Consider the following 14464-nt stretch of genomic DNA (forward strand, 5'->3'; position numbering starts at 1 on the left):
ACCCGTTTCTTTAAGGGTTTTTATTTGATCCTGTTTACTCCTGTTTACTCCTGTTTAAGAGCCTTTTTTCACCTTTATAATCAATAGCTTACAAAGAGAAAAAACAGTAAATGAGCAGAAAAAACAGTAAATGAGCAGAAAAAACAGTAAATGAGCAGAAAAAACAGTAAATGAGCAGAAAAAACAGTCGTATATTAAATGCTGTTTATTCAACTGTTTTTAATGTTACTATAGCTTGAGTGTTTTTAAAAAAACAGTAAATGAGCAGGATTAAAAATGGAAAATAATTTAGTTGTTCAATCAAACGAGCTGATTTTAGCAACATACACAATGCAAAAAACAGACAAAGAGCTAATGCTTGCGTGTATTAGTCAGATAGACAGCAGACCTGACGCACCAGAAGTAACAAAACAGACTGAATTTAAAGTGTCTGTAGATGATATAAAGTCACTGTTCTTTGGTAAGAAGTCTAAAAACGAGCAGAACGTCTATCGTGATATGGAAAACGCAAGTAAGCGTTTGTATGACGTTGATATTGTAATGAGCTTGCCCGAAAACAAAATACTTCAAACAAGACTTATCAGTAGTATTGTCTATGACCCGGATAACGGAGAAGTTTCTTTATCTTTTGCAGAAAAGATTTTGCCTTATTTGACACAGCTAAGAGCTAATTTTACTAAGTATAAGTTGCTTGAAATCGGCGAGTTATCAAGTATCCACTCAATACGTTTATATGAATTGGTCGTTATGTGGGTTAATCAGTTTCAGTACAGCAAAGATTTTACACTTGAAGAATTTAAGCATGTAATGAATGTCAAAGGTAAATACAAGCAGTTCGGTCATTTGCGACAATTTGTTATTGAAACAGCTATTAACGACATTAACGAGAATACAAACTATAGTGTTAGCGTGGAGTATCAAAAGAAATCGAGAGGTAAGGGATTTAGAGGCTTAAAGCTGAGTTTCCATAAAAAAACATTAGACAAGCTAACGGGTGCAGACGGTGCATTATCGCAAGCAGCCATCCAGTCCATTGTTGATAGCGTGCAGTTTATGAATGACTATAACGACCATCCAAGCCTAAGTTATGACGGCAAAATGCAGACTGAGGCATTTAAGCGCGAAATGATTAATATCATACAGCGAGAGCCTGAAAGTTTTAACAAGCCTAATAAGGCTTTAGAGAGCTATCTACCAAAGATTAAACACTAATACCGCATCTAATCTTGATTATAGATGAACTACCCACTGCCTTTACTATTTATGAAAGTCCAAAACCCTAAAATTATTGAATTGGCATTACGTATCGCTTATATTGATGGTACATAAATAAGCGATACGTAATGCTATGAGCACAACCAATTATAATATCCGTCTGGATCAAGAGTTAAAAGACAAGGCATTTTCGGTACTTGAGGGCTATGGTTTAACGCCTTCGCAAGCGATTAAGTTGTTTTTGCATCAGGTAGCCGAAACCAATAGCATACCGCTGTCTTTTGATTATCAGACCATGCCTAGCACCCATACGCTTGAAGACGGTGATCAATGAAATAGTGAGGGTGGTGAGCTTATTCGTATCATATCAGCGCGGCCTGCCACCAAGGCTGAAAGGAGGTTTTATGAATAGGGTTAGCTATAAAGCAAATGAGTTACCGTCTTTAAGCGCTGAGCAAGAAGCGAATCTGCAACGATTGGCGATGCTTCCAGATCATGATATCGATTTGTCTGATATGCCTGAAGTAACGGACTGGTCGAGTGCGACCCGTAGCAGCATAGTGTCATCTGATTCTATGGTCGGTGCCAGTATCGTAAGTCCTAGTATCATCGCTAGATTCCAGGATAAGGCGAAAAAGACCGGCGGAAACTACCAAGATATGATTAATGATGCACTAGAAGCGTATTTGTTAGATCATTAGTCGATAAAATCGCAACGTCTAAAATTCCCACCACCTTTTTTTCTTTTCAGCCGTAGCTACGGCTGAGTCGTCTGTTTTCTCTTTCTCTTGTTCAAGTGGCAGCTCATAGCCCTGCTCAGCTTTTTTAAATTCTAACAGCCTAACTTGCGCAAAATCCTGAATACTGGAGTTGGCTTTATCCAGTGTTTTGTTCAACTGTGCTATCTGCTCTTGATAATTGGGGGGGGATTACCAAGGTTTTAGTGTATAGTTAGCATACACATAATCATAGTCATACATATAAGCATACACATAAACATAATCATGCACATAATCATAAAATGGAATTCTACAGATGCCTAAAGTAATAGCCGTAATTAATCAGAAGGGCGGAGTGGGTAAGACGACCACCGCTCACGCTATTGGAGCATGGTTACAGCTTAAGAAGAAGCAGAAGGTGCTATTCATTGATTTAGACCAACAAGGTAATCTTACTTATGCTACGAGCTCTAGCCATAGTAATTATTCAAGTCTGCAGCTTCTGATCACGGGTGAACTAGAAACTGGCAAGATACAATTAAATAAAGAAGGATTTAATGTGATTCCTGCAGATCCTAAACTGGCTAATATTGACTTGATATTAAACAGTATAGGGAAAGAGTATAAGTTAAAAGAAGCTCTGCAAAATTTACAGGGCTATGATTATGTAGTGATGGATACTCCGCCCAGCGTAAACGTGATTATGGTTAATGCTTTAACGGCTAGTCATTTTGCAACCATTCCAGCACAAGCCGATATATTCAGTCTTCAAGGTATCACGCAGCTAGGACAGAGCTTAGACGCTATCAAACGCTACACCAACAAAGAGTTAAAAGTATTAGGTATTGTCTTAACTAGACACAATCCTAGAACTATCTTAAGCCGTGACCTTCACGCAGTCATAGAGCAAACAGCAAGCCAACTAGACACTAAAGTATATTCACAAGTAATACGTGAAAGCGTGGCAGTCAAAGAAGCACAAGCCACACGTAAAGACCTATTTACTTATGATGATAAAAGCAACGCATCGCAGGACTACAACGACCTTATGCAAGCAATCTGGAAGGAGATTAAATAATGACAACTAAGAAGAGCTTCACACAATCTAGCCCAGCGATGGCATATATCGATATCCCAGAAGCTGAAGTAGAAAACAAAGCGGACGAAGCACACGCCGCTACGACTAAGACTACCATCAACGCCAAGCCTAGAGTTAAGAGCCTTCAGCAAGTGAGACCTAAAGTTATGATTACACCCAAAGACGCAGAGACTAAAAGCAGACGTGTACAGATACTCATACAGCCTTCAGTTTATGAAGCCGTTAAGCAGTTGGCAGAAGATAACAACACCAGTGTAAACGATACTATCAACACAATATTAAAAGCCAATACCATTACTTAGGTTATTGCACCGCCGATAAGTTAAAACTCCTCGAGCAATTACTGAAAGCTATCTACTAGATTTTCACTAATTGTCGTCTTGATGACTAGCTTTTCAGGTATCTCTACTGCTTCACCTGTCTTAGGGTTTCTACCTAAACGACTCTTGCGCTTAACCTTTTGAAAATTTGCAAACCCTACTAACTTCAATCTTTCATTTTCTTCGAGGTTAGCTAAAGAGTCGGCTAAAACATCCAAAACTGAGTTTAGTACAACCCTTGCCTCATCTTGATTCACATTTAATTTTGGTGCCAACTCGCTAATGATATCTTGCTTATTCATGCTTACCTCTCGTTGTTATTAGAATCGTTTTGACTTCATTCCCTTGGTTTGGTGAGGAGATGCCGTAAATGTTAGGTCTCGCGGGGGAGAATGTCAAAACTTAGGCGCGCTCTCATCGTCTAAGTACTCTTGCATAGGGCGTTTGGTAAAGCGTTCAGGGTCTTCTTTAACCCCAGGGTTTTGGGCTGAGACCAAGCCGTGGGAGTTTAGGGGATAGTTACACCGATCTCCGTACTTACACAGAATCTGGGATGGTCTCAAGTTTGTTCAATCATTGCTTGAGGTCTCATATCCTTATGATGTTTATTTGCTTCAAACCCAGTTACTTTACACTTAGCGGTTTAATTAAGCTACTTACTTGAGCTATTTGCTTCAGTTATTAGGCTTGGCTACTTACTCAACTTCAATATTCTAAAGGCGCCCTGAATAACTAAAGCAAATACGATGCTACCAATAATCAAATCAGGCGTACTAGAGTGTAACCAATTAACCAAAATCCCTGCAACAATTACCCCTAAATTGATAATCACATCGTTTGAAGTGAAAATCATACTGGCTTGCATATGGGCTTCTTCTTTGCTTTTCGATTTTTGTAGTAAATAGAGGCAAATCGAGTTTGCAATTAGCGCAAGAATCGATATGACTATCATGGTAGAAAAGTCAGGTAACTGCTCATTGCCAAAGAAACGTCTTAGTACTTCTAAAAAACCAAGAATCGCTAGCGTAATTTGAAAATATCCGGCAATTCTAGCAATCCGTTTTTTCTTAATGACCGTTCCACCGACCGCAAATAAGCTAATTCCGTACACGAAGCTATCTGCTAACATATCTAAGCTGTCGGCGACCAACCCCATCGAACGAGAAATCAGTCCCGTGCTCATTTCAATAATAAAGAAAGCAAAGTTAATGACCAGCACTATCCATAGTAGCTTTCTTTGCTCAGCATCTTTTTTGTGACTAGAGTCAGCATCAATTTTAAAATTATTGTTGGGATCAGAGGGGTCAATGGTTTCGGTCGAGAGTAGGGTGTCTCCTAATTTTAGGTCATGAATAGCAGTCTCTATCCCTTCTATATTGTCATGATGAAACACAGTTAATTGACGGTTAGGAATGTCGAACTCAAGATGTTCAATATTCGAGTGGCCCTCTAATTTCATTCGGATTAGGTTTTCCTCCGAAGGGCAGTCCATCTTCGATATTTTAAAAGTTGTTTTATTCATAGCTACATTTATATCCGGGTGGCGGTTCAAAAAGTAGGCTGGAAAAAAACAGGCTGAGAAATTGATAAATAGTGAAATGCAAATGACACTATACATCAAATGCCCAGCCTGTCTAAGTGACAATATAAAGAAAAATGGTTTCAAAAGCTATGGTCTAATAACACGCTACCTCCTAGAATGGCATTGGGCTATTAGCTGTACACCTTTTTTTAAACACAGACTTTGCTAACTGTAATTTTGTTTTCATACTTACCAGTAGGCCCGTAACCACCTTCAGAGCCAATTACTCCAACCACGCAAGTTTCGAACGATTTGTAGTAGCCGTCTTGACCAATCTTATTAGAGTTTTCTATCAAAAGCTGTTTTGGATCTGCCACATAGTAAGTTTTGCCATTTGCCTCTAGCTGATATACTTCAAAGCTTCTTTTAAAACTTCCACGTACCTCTACTTCTTCTGAGATGTTTTTTGTTATGGCTTCTGATGAGTTTTCTTTTACTTCATTAACGTTGTTAGGCTCTTTGTGACTACAACCTATACTCATAAGTATAAGTGTCGTAAGTGCTCCTACTACCAATCTAAAATTAGACATTAAGCTTTCCTTACCGAGTTATCAATAAATTAAGTTTCTTATAAAAAGAGTTCAAAAAAGCTGGTAAGTATATAAACACAACGCTTTTTTTAATCAAATATTATCGACTAAACCAAGGAATTCTACAAGAAAATTGATACTCTGTGAGGGAATGTGCTTTGATGATAATCGTTCGGTACCCTAGTGAGGACTTTAATATTTGGCTGCAAGCTATTGGTATCAGTGGCTATAGTTATTTATAGCAGCTCAGTGTACATAGAAGTGTAATCTTGAACATAAAATGGTGATACCTTCAGTATAAGGACATTTAGAATTATCTAAGCCCCAAAAGCAGCTTTCATTTGATAAACTGGTGTTCACTAAATTGATTGTATGTTTGCGATATTAAATAGTAAGTGCCTTCATCTATTTATATAACTTAATGACAAACGATAAAAAGAAGTGGGCAGATTTAACAGATGACGATCTAACCCATATCGAAGGTGACCGTGACAAATTGGTTGGCCGTATCCAAGAGCGTTATGGTCATTCAAAAGAAGATGCTGAACGGGATGTAGATGAGTGGCGTAACCAAAATAAATATTGATTATTCTATCTTCAATAATCATACCCTGGAAATATAAAAAGCCCGTGACTATGATCACGGGCTTTTTTAGTCAGTTTAGTTAGGACTTGATCCTTTAGCGGTGTGCTATTGGTGTCGATACTTCGTAGTGGCTTACTTTGATGGCTAAGATAACATTGGAAGTTGATAGATTTTTGCGTAAATCAACGTGCTAATAAACACACCTAATCCGCTCAGCCATATCATGTATGCATGAGAAGTTGACCACTCGACTTTCCATATGATTTTACTTTCTACGCTTAGCCACTCTGTAATACTGATGCCAAGTGTCAACCAAAATGCACCTACTAGATAACCACCCAGTACATCGCTTAGATAATGCTGGTTCAATACAACTCTGCTCAATCCGATCAAGATGATAAAAAGAATCGCTATTGTAAATATACAAATTTTTTGAGCGAAATTTTGGTTGAATCGAATCAGTAGGTAAGCGATAAATCCATATAACGCCATAGCGGTCGTCGCATGACCACTTGGAAACGAATAAGTTTGCGCAACTAATAAGCTATTAGCAGGCCTTTCACGCTGAAATAAATATTTCAACAAAGAAGTAAATGCAGTGCTGCCTAAAGTAGCAATCAATAACCCTACTATTATATAGCGTTGCTGCTTTACCCAGCAATTCACAGCAACAAACAAAACCACCAAAACGGCAATAGGGGTAGACGCAAAGCTGGTTATCAGGACTAAAAAAACAACAACGTCGGAATCACGTAGTAAGCTCATCTGTGACGATATAAAATAATCGATGGAAACAATAGAATTCAACGTAGCCACAGCTTCAGCCAATGCAATGAATAACACCAGCATGCAACCTATCACTACCCATAGAAATGTCAGTGACAGCCCATAAAAATCCCGTAAATTAAACCGCCGAGACATTATCACATCCAGCTTGGGATACTTACCTCTGAATAGAATGATACGTTTGTTCTTTGCAAGATTCCGTTTAGTCCTCACCCAACAGCGGATTGCTTGAGTGAAAAGCTGCTGACCATAACGAATAACCACGTACTGAAAAACCAATAGAACAGAGATAACCAGAAAAATCAGAAAACCTAAGGCGAACAATGGCTGATTTTCTGATATTAAAGATATCATTATTAAACCTTTTCCGAGAGTATGCTGAACCCTGAGTAATTACTTTCTAGTTAAAGCTCTGGATAGAACTTCTGTTTAAGTCACTAAGTCTTAGTTAGTAAACGATATTGAGTGAGACTATACTTAGTAATGAAGTGATCTGGTTGTAAAGATATGATGATCTTAATCTATTAGACATAGCTGTCTGACTTAAGTAAATCAGCCGCCGATATAGTCAGAGCGATTTAAGCTAATCACAACCTTACAGAAACCCTTTAATATTTAATGGATTGTTCGCTTTCTGATACTTACTGCACTCCATCTGCTGGTGTTTGATCTAAGTTCGAGTTATTTTCATTGACAGTAACCGTATCATCAGCCTTTTGATCATTTTCTACACTGCCATTACTAGAATAGTACGCTGTACCTCCTGCGCCTTCTACATCCTCTGTGGAATCTGGGATTTGATCTTCAGCCTCGGTTGCTGTTTGCACAGGTGTCATTTCGCTAGATTCTGTATCAGGAGCTGGCTCTTCTGTCTCACTGCTGCAAGCGCTGAGACCAAAGAAACTTACCAAAAATACTATCCATAATTTATTTTGAAGCGACTTCGTAGGTACTGATGTTTTCATTTTAATATCCTTATTATAATTAAGGTCGAAATATTTAAAAAACTCTAGGAAACGATCATACAGTCATTGAGCTGAGCTAATTTAAGTACTAACGCAGACCATTTACTCTTTTTATTTTTTATTGCTATCATTCTTTTATGAAAGCAAAATAACTCTCAACTAATAAGTTAAACCTAACAGACAGATTTAATGTTTTCAGGTAGTGAAAGGTAACAGTTATCTTTTTATTAGGTTCGCCTTAGCAAAGGTAGAAGGGATAACAGTTTAAAGGTATACCCTAAGGGAACCACCTATTTCACCCTTCAAACCTATTAACAGACCACTTAAAACAGACTGGTATAATGGAACCACTTATAACAGACTATTTTAGGTGTTTATGTTTATCAGAGCGTATCTACGAGCGTCAACCAAAGAACAAGACGCTAAACGTGCCAAAAGCGAACTCATAGCATTTGCCAACGATTATGGCCACAAAATTGCTGCCTTCTATGTCGAAAACGAATCAGGAGCTATCTTGGCGCGACCAAAGCTTATGCAGCTGATTGAAGATGCTCATAAGGGCGATGTGATCTTAGTTGAGCAAATTGATCGCTTGGCACGTTTGAATCAAGCTGATTGGGATACGCTTAAAAGAATGCTGTCAGAAAAAAAGCTCTCTATCGTATCAAAAGAGCTGCCGACCTCATATATGGCGCTTCAATCTGAAAGCAGCACTGAATTTATGAGCAGTGTATTGCAGGCCATTAACTCGATGATGCTGGATATGCTCGCAGCCATTGCTCGAAAAGATTATGAGGATCGCCGTAACCGTCAGATGCAAGGGATTGCTCGTGCTAAGGCAGAAGGTAAGTATTCAGGACGCAGGAAAGATATGGAGAAGCGTAAGATTATTGCCAGTCTACTCAAATCAGGTCATAGCTATTCTGAGATACAAGGTATGACCAAGTGCTCACGGCATCTGATCGCTGATGTGGCCAAGGAAAGACCGAAGATGCTCAGTAGTCATTAAGTGGTTCCAATATAGTAGTCTACTATGAGTAGTCTATTAATGGATTAATGAGCCTTTTTAGAGGGTTCCGCTGGGTTATACATTCATCAATGGAGCTAAGATTATCCTTAATTAGTGCTTTTCTATTTTCATCCATTCTTCTCGCGAAACTTTGTATAGTACGTGTTCGGCAAGTGGATCTGTAGCTTCTATAGCAGGATGAAGAAAGTTTTTTCTTGTATCCTTCATATCAAGACGTTCCATGACGCGCTGTGAACGCTTATTTATCTTTGCAGTAAACGATACGATTTCATCGAGTTTTAGTTCTTCAAAAGCAAATTTTAAACAAGCATTGGCTGCTTCTGTAGCATAACCATAGCCCCAAAAATCTTTGCCCAATCTCCAGCCTATTTCAACACAAGGATTGAACGGAAGGTCTTGTTGTGGTTGATGTAGACCAACGAAGCCGATAAAGGTATCACTATCTTTAAGACTCACCGCCCAAAAACCCCAGCCTTTTTCATCTATAAGCAATTGGCACTTTGAAGCCATAGCATTACTTTCTTCTTCTGTCAGTAGCTTAGGAAAATACTCCATTACGTCTTTACTAGAGTTTATTTTAGCAAAGGGTTTTAAGTCTTTTTTTCGCCAGTGCCTTAAATAAAGGCGATCCGTTTCTAATGTTTTCGATTGCATCACTAACCTTAGGTTTAAGTAAATTAAATCTCGTCTTAGAGATAAGCGTTTACAATGAATAAAATATTGATTCAAAAACCAAATGCATGTACACCATGAAGTATACCGCGACTATCTTAGTGAGCTAAAACGTTAACATCATTAGCATACAGTCCAAGATTCAAGTCCTCACTAGGGTACCGAACCAAGAAAAGAGCTTGAGTGGCTCGCTATAAGTATACATTGGCTACCGCTTGGGCTTATCTGCTATGTGGGCGCAATTTCTATTGCACCGGCAACGGCACAACCCTGATATGCTTTGCCTGCGTAAGTTAATATTGCAGTAAATTCATTTTGATAGCCATTGTCATCGATACAAAGGTTATTTTTTATATTCACAACAATAGGCTGTCCATTGACAGTACTCGCGTATTCGACACCTTCAGTATTGACAGAACCAGAACCCACCACGGTAACTGTTGCTGTCGTTGGCTTTAAGAAATTTGCCTCTATACTTAGCTCATTTCCTTCAATCACTATTCGCCAAATTTTCCCTTTGTTTCCAAAAGCAGTAAATGCCCCTGACGCTACCGGCGCTTCTATTGTAGGCTGCTTACTCAGATCCGTGGTGTCGGCACGATGGTTACTACAAGCCACTAGAGCTAAGCTGCCCGTTAAGCACATTGTCGTTAGAAGCAAAGAACGCATAATTTTTCCTTTAAATATAATAAGAGAAGAGGGCGTTCAAAACTCTGTGTCAACTAAATTAAAGACGCTAGCCAATTTAATAAACGCCCCGTGCGTGATTATTTGGATTCTTGATTGGATAATATTTGAATATTTGCCGTATTTTACTAGCTTGAACATATCATTCACTGGGGTGGAGTGTTAATCTGTTATGTTTTTTCATTGGATTTGCTTTGGTCTATTGTGTACTAGCTAAAATTTACTCGAAGATATGGATGTAATATATAGTTTGTCCGACACCAATAAACTCAACTATTTTGGATGTTAAAATAATCAATTATTTTTTAATACGAAAGGTTTTAAGATGAAATCAAAGAAAATACTCGCCCTTGCATTTGTGATGTCGTGTATAGCTGCTTTAGCAGGCTGTAACACAACACCTGATAACAGTAGTCAGTATGCTAATGCAGTAGAGACTTCTCATAAAAATAGTCACAGTAATATTGCTAACCCCCAAGTTTTGGATATCAAGGGCAGTATTACTGGCTATGATACAAAGGAATATATATTCCATGCACAAGCTAATCAAGTATTAAGAGTAGTAAGACAAAACACATCAGACGATGTGGTATTAAAGTTACTGTATCTTGGAAATAACAATAAAACTAGTGAACTCTCTGGTGATTTCCAAGTCCTGCCTTATACAGGGGATTATAAGCTTATCGTAAGCCAAACACGCAATGATGCCCGTAAGCATGCAAACACCGCAAAAAACTTTAATTTGAAAGCCTTTATCACTGACCAGCAGCAACCATCTAACCAGCAAAATTATGTCGTCAACTACAAGTGTGATAGCAACGAAAATCTAAGCGTAACCTACCACTTTAATAACCAAAAAACTAGTGCGACAGTGACTTACGATAATATTTCACAACAGCTAAACTTTGATGATCAATATAGTAAAAAAAATAATCCAGTATTCTCCAATAATAACTACTTACTGAGCGTAGGAACTATTAATGATGGCGTGTTTGGAGACTCAATGGTCTACTCTTTGTTAGATTTAAAAAAATCTAAAGGTGGCTACGCGTTATTGCAAAACTGTCAAAAATTATAAACGCCTTCAGAAAAATAAAAAAGGGAAAATAGCCATAATCAGATAATGGGAGTTTCCCAAACTTTGTGTAACTGCTTATAATCCACTAACTGGAGAATAAGCAATGACTACTCAATCTGACCTTAAAAAACTGGCCGAGCAAATGGCAGTTACACAGAATCTGGGATGGGCTCGTGACTACTGCTAGGTTGATTGCTTTCAACACCTATGTTTTGATCAATAGCCTCTTGATTATTTTCTTTTGCGTTGGCTGCAAATGAATCTTCTTCCTCACCCAAGCCCACATCGCCACCCAAACTTTCAATCATACTTTTAAACAATTCTTTATCCGATTTTCTCGTTAAAAAATCTGGAAAATGAATCGCAAAATACTCTCGAATCATCTGCTCGCTCTCACCATCAGTTGCCAATACCTGACCTAAAAATGCCCCCATTAGAATCTTCTGCTTGTTCAAGCGTTTATCCAACTTTACCTGCTGAACCTTAGCTTGGCGTTTTAACTCTTCTAACCGTTGACGCTCTTTTAATTCATTAGAGTCTTGACTATCAAAAATAGACACAGGCGCTTTATTATTAGATACTGACATCAGATTTATCCTTATCAATTAAATTTTACTCAGCATAGCAAGCACCTTACTATCGTTCAATCACTTGTGGTAATCTTTAACACAATTACATCCGAAACCTTAGATAGCTTAGTTTATTATTTTATGGTAGCGTCCCCCTGACTAAGGGCGAAGTAACGACTCAGTTTTTAATCTATCCACTTCGTTACTATTTTAAAAACTGAATCGCCCTTCGTTGGGGAAACCCCAAACCCCGCACACCACAAAAAGCGGTGGTGTGCAAAAAGCAACAATAGCAGGTGACTCTTTATGACGATGGTACACATTGCAACAAAGGCGATTTCTCGCAAAGCAGGACAGTCGGCGGTGGCGTCGGCAGCCTATCGCGCTGGCGATGTGCTTGATGATGCCAAATATGGCAAGACCCACGACTATAGTAAGAAGTCTGGGGTGATGAGTAGCGATATCGTTTTACCGTTCTCATTGAAAGCGCTGGGTGTGAGTGTGGATAGAGAAACGCTTTGGAATACTGCTGAAGCGGCAGAGACACGTTCGGACAGTCGGGTGGCGCGTGAGTGGCTGATTAATTTGCCGTATGAGTTAGACGAGTATGATCGGCATCAGCTGGCCATAAACTTTGCCCAAAAGCTTTGTGACGATATGGATGTGATTGCGGATGTGTGTATCCATCGTCCGGTGATGAAGTTGCCATTCGATCCTAATGTACCACCAAGTTCTAAGCGTTTACGTGAAGGGGAAGAGAACCCAGATCCGCGTAATTTTCATGCGCATATTCTAGTGACCACACGAGCGCCTACCATTGGACCAAATAAAACCTTGGCGTTTGATCCAAAGCTTAAGACCCCGTTTGAGTGGTCTAATAAAAAACGTAAGGCGCATGATCTGCCGTCATCGATGCAGGAGATTAAGCGTGTTCGTGAGATGTGGGTAGATACCGCCAATAAGGTATTGGCCGAATATCATCTACCGCTGATGGATGCGCGCAGTTACAAGGATCAGGGGCTTGATCAGCAGCCCACTATTAAAATGGGCGTTGAGGCGACGGCCATGGAGCGCCGAGGCATCACGACCGAAAAAGGTAATACCAACCGCGCCATCAAAGCACGTAATAACTTGGTGGCTGAGAACCATATCAAACAGGAGGCAGACAATGAGCGACGAATTAGCGCACTTAGAAAAGGACTTGCTTGGGCAACTGAGAAAAATGCAAGACTACCTGGCAGCATTGGAGGCACAAAACAGCGAGCTGATTTTGCAAAACAACTCTCTGGAAGCTCAGAACCTCACATTACGTACTGCACAGAACAAAATAATAGAACGGCAATTCGAGTTGACGACACAAAACGATGCGTTGAAGACGCAAAATCAGGCATTGCTTGGGCAGCTAAACGATGCGAAAACCTACCAAAGCGATGTGATGACACAAAACAAGAAAACAATAAGCTCACACAACGAATTGACGACACAAAACAAGCAATTGAGGGAATCACTGAAGCTATCGGAAAGTCAAATATTGAAATTAACAAAGCAACTGAGCGAAGTGCAAGACCAGCCCCCAACCCCTTCGATGACGACGCACGACGAGCAAGAGCTGCTCGACTTGATCGACAAGAAGGACGCATTGATCGAGACACTCGAGCAAACCGTTTTAAAGATGAGAGAATCTTTGAGTATGCTGAACGTATGAAGCTGCACCTAGCGATGCGCTTGATACAACGTCATCGTGAGGCGATGGCCATCAGATGGGCGCAAGGAGAAACCGCGGCTGACGCCCCTGATAAATTTGATCAGCGTCAAGTGGCGCTACTTAGCGAGTTTGCACAGCGCCATGGTATTGAGGACCACGATAAAGCCGTGGAATTTACCGCGCACTTACGCCAAGTGGCCAAACGTTTTGATCACACGCTGGTTGAAAACAACAAAGCCATTATTAAGCTGTTGCGTGATCCTAATGCTGAACGAAAGCAGTATCTAGCGCTTATCAAGCATTTTACAGACTTCAGAGACAATCTCGATCAAAAACGAGCGGCATTGAATACCAGTAACATCGACGAGCTGGGCGGTAGCGCAGGAGAGGTAGGGAGAATGACTCGGGACACCATGTCATCGTTCAGCTATATAGAAGAATTAACGGATTACATCAATCAGGATAACTACCCAACTGAGGCAAGAGACGTTGCCAAAGAACATCTAGCAGATACCTTAGATAAAACCTGTCAGCAATTCAAACTTGCGTTGCGTGAGGTTAACTCCTTACCAACAACCCAGCGTAAGACCTACTCAGAGGCTCTTAAAGCCACTTTAGAGACGTTTACTGAGCAATATGGCAAAGATCTGTCTGAAAGCCAACACAAAGCCCTACAGGGCGGTTTAGAGTCGTACAAACATCAGGTTAATAAAACTCATTCACCTAGCCGAGGATTTAGTCTTTAATCTACTCCTTAAAAAAACTGTTACTGAGGGATAAATTGCTTAGGCAAGCTACGTGGTTTAAGTGATGATTTTTCACTTATCCACAAAAAAAATTTATCACCCGTTTCTTTAAGGGTTTTTATTTGATCCTGTTTACTCCTGTTTACTCCTGTTTAAGAGCCTTTTTTCACCTTTA

Annotated in this window: 18 protein-coding genes and 1 pseudogene; 10 read left to right on the top strand and 9 right to left on the bottom strand. The window is 39.6% G+C overall.

Going from position 1 to position 14464, the window contains the following annotated elements; translation table 11 throughout:
* Positions 1-276 precede the first annotated feature (276 nt).
* The 3 genes from Q0890_RS13325 to Q0890_RS13335 all read left to right on the top strand — a co-directional run bounded on the left by Q0890_RS13325 (position 277) and on the right by Q0890_RS13335 (position 1916).
* Positions 277-1212, top strand: a complete 936-nt coding sequence (locus tag Q0890_RS13325; protein ID WP_192520522.1) for a replication initiation protein — start codon at positions 277-279, stop codon at positions 1210-1212.
* Positions 1213-1348: 136 nt separating this feature from the next.
* Positions 1349-1549 (top strand): type II toxin-antitoxin system RelB/DinJ family antitoxin, encoded by a 201-nt coding sequence (locus tag Q0890_RS13330; protein WP_192520523.1) that lies wholly within the window; start codon positions 1349-1351, stop codon positions 1547-1549.
* Between the two features lie 70 nt (positions 1550-1619).
* Positions 1620-1916, top strand: coding sequence for a hypothetical protein (locus Q0890_RS13335; RefSeq protein ID WP_227681612.1), 297 nt, complete (start codon positions 1620-1622; stop codon positions 1914-1916).
* An 18-nt stretch (positions 1917-1934) separates the two neighbouring features.
* On the opposite strand, the gene Q0890_RS13340 is transcribed toward Q0890_RS13335, so the two are convergent.
* Positions 1935-2111: a hypothetical protein gene (locus Q0890_RS13340; RefSeq protein ID WP_227681613.1), complete on the bottom strand. Its 177-nt coding sequence runs from the start codon at positions 2109-2111 to the stop codon at positions 1935-1937.
* Positions 2112-2250: 139 nt separating this feature from the next.
* Here Q0890_RS13340 and Q0890_RS13345 point away from each other — a divergent pair, with 139 nt between their 5' ends.
* Positions 2251-3012: a ParA family protein gene (locus Q0890_RS13345; RefSeq protein WP_299221934.1), complete on the top strand. Its 762-nt coding sequence runs from the start codon at positions 2251-2253 to the stop codon at positions 3010-3012.
* Positions 3012-3335 (top strand): hypothetical protein, encoded by a 324-nt coding sequence (locus Q0890_RS13350; protein WP_192520525.1) that lies wholly within the window; start codon positions 3012-3014, stop codon positions 3333-3335. The genes Q0890_RS13345 and Q0890_RS13350 overlap by 1 nt, the downstream gene beginning before the upstream one ends.
* A gap of 38 nt (positions 3336-3373) precedes the next feature.
* On the opposite strand, the gene Q0890_RS13355 is transcribed toward Q0890_RS13350, so the two are convergent.
* Both Q0890_RS13355 and Q0890_RS13360 read right to left on the bottom strand, forming a co-directional pair.
* Positions 3374-3655: an HU family DNA-binding protein gene (locus tag Q0890_RS13355; RefSeq protein ID WP_192529667.1), complete on the bottom strand. Its 282-nt coding sequence runs from the start codon at positions 3653-3655 to the stop codon at positions 3374-3376.
* Positions 3656-4044: 389 nt separating this feature from the next.
* Positions 4045-4875, bottom strand: a complete 831-nt coding sequence (locus Q0890_RS13360) for a cation transporter (protein ID WP_087814222.1) — start codon at positions 4873-4875, stop codon at positions 4045-4047.
* A gap of 76 nt (positions 4876-4951) precedes the next feature.
* Here Q0890_RS13360 and Q0890_RS13365 point away from each other — a divergent pair.
* Positions 4952-5029, top strand: a pseudogene (locus Q0890_RS13365) (IS1 family transposase); the annotation flags it as partial.
* 55 nt (positions 5030-5084) lie between these two features.
* On the opposite strand, the gene Q0890_RS13370 reads toward Q0890_RS13365, so the two are convergent.
* Entirely contained in the window at positions 5085-5417 is a 333-nt protein-coding gene (locus Q0890_RS13370; protein ID WP_299221944.1) for a hypothetical protein, read from the bottom strand.
* Between the two features lie 469 nt (positions 5418-5886).
* Here Q0890_RS13370 and Q0890_RS13375 point away from each other — a divergent pair, with 469 nt between their 5' ends.
* Positions 5887-6051 (top strand): CsbD family protein, encoded by a 165-nt coding sequence (locus Q0890_RS13375; RefSeq protein ID WP_207992393.1) that lies wholly within the window; start codon positions 5887-5889, stop codon positions 6049-6051.
* A 144-nt stretch (positions 6052-6195) separates the two neighbouring features.
* On the opposite strand, the gene Q0890_RS13380 is transcribed toward Q0890_RS13375, so the two are convergent.
* Together Q0890_RS13380 and Q0890_RS13385 are read right to left on the bottom strand one after the other, a co-directional pair.
* Entirely contained in the window at positions 6196-7191 is a 996-nt protein-coding gene (locus Q0890_RS13380; protein ID WP_299221950.1) for a phosphatase PAP2 family protein, read from the bottom strand.
* A gap of 287 nt (positions 7192-7478) precedes the next feature.
* On the bottom strand, positions 7479-7748 hold the full coding sequence (locus Q0890_RS13385) for a hypothetical protein (protein WP_299221953.1): 270 nt from the start codon (positions 7746-7748) through the stop codon (positions 7479-7481).
* A 430-nt stretch (positions 7749-8178) separates the two neighbouring features.
* Here Q0890_RS13385 and Q0890_RS13390 point away from each other — a divergent pair, with 430 nt between their 5' ends.
* Positions 8179-8811 carry a recombinase family protein gene (locus Q0890_RS13390; protein ID WP_299221956.1) on the top strand — a complete coding sequence of 211 codons (633 nt, stop codon included), beginning with the start codon at positions 8179-8181 and terminating at the stop codon, positions 8809-8811.
* Between the two features lie 111 nt (positions 8812-8922).
* Here Q0890_RS13390 and Q0890_RS13395 read toward each other — a convergent pair whose 3' ends face one another.
* Together Q0890_RS13395 and Q0890_RS13400 are read right to left on the bottom strand one after the other, a co-directional pair.
* On the bottom strand, positions 8923-9486 hold the full coding sequence (locus tag Q0890_RS13395; protein WP_299221959.1) for a GNAT family N-acetyltransferase: 564 nt from the start codon (positions 9484-9486) through the stop codon (positions 8923-8925).
* Between the two features lie 246 nt (positions 9487-9732).
* Positions 9733-10173 (bottom strand): hypothetical protein, encoded by a 441-nt coding sequence (locus Q0890_RS13400; protein WP_110817436.1) that lies wholly within the window; start codon positions 10171-10173, stop codon positions 9733-9735.
* 343 nt (positions 10174-10516) lie between these two features.
* Between Q0890_RS13400 and Q0890_RS13405 the strand changes: the two genes are divergently transcribed.
* Positions 10517-11269 carry a hypothetical protein gene (locus tag Q0890_RS13405; protein WP_299221963.1) on the top strand — a complete coding sequence of 251 codons (753 nt, stop codon included), beginning with the start codon at positions 10517-10519 and terminating at the stop codon, positions 11267-11269.
* Positions 11270-11418: 149 nt separating this feature from the next.
* On the opposite strand, the gene Q0890_RS13410 is transcribed toward Q0890_RS13405, so the two are convergent.
* Positions 11419-11856 (bottom strand): hypothetical protein, encoded by a 438-nt coding sequence (locus tag Q0890_RS13410; protein WP_207992406.1) that lies wholly within the window; start codon positions 11854-11856, stop codon positions 11419-11421.
* Positions 11857-12144: 288 nt separating this feature from the next.
* Between Q0890_RS13410 and Q0890_RS13415 the strand changes: the two genes are divergently transcribed.
* Positions 12145-14289, top strand: a complete 2145-nt coding sequence (locus Q0890_RS13415) for a MobA/MobL family protein (RefSeq protein WP_299221968.1) — start codon at positions 12145-12147, stop codon at positions 14287-14289.
* Positions 14290-14464 lie beyond the last annotated feature (175 nt).

The organism is uncultured Psychrobacter sp., from assembly GCF_947488565.1.
GTDB classification, from domain to species: Bacteria; Pseudomonadota; Gammaproteobacteria; order Pseudomonadales; family Moraxellaceae; genus Psychrobacter; species Psychrobacter saeujeotis.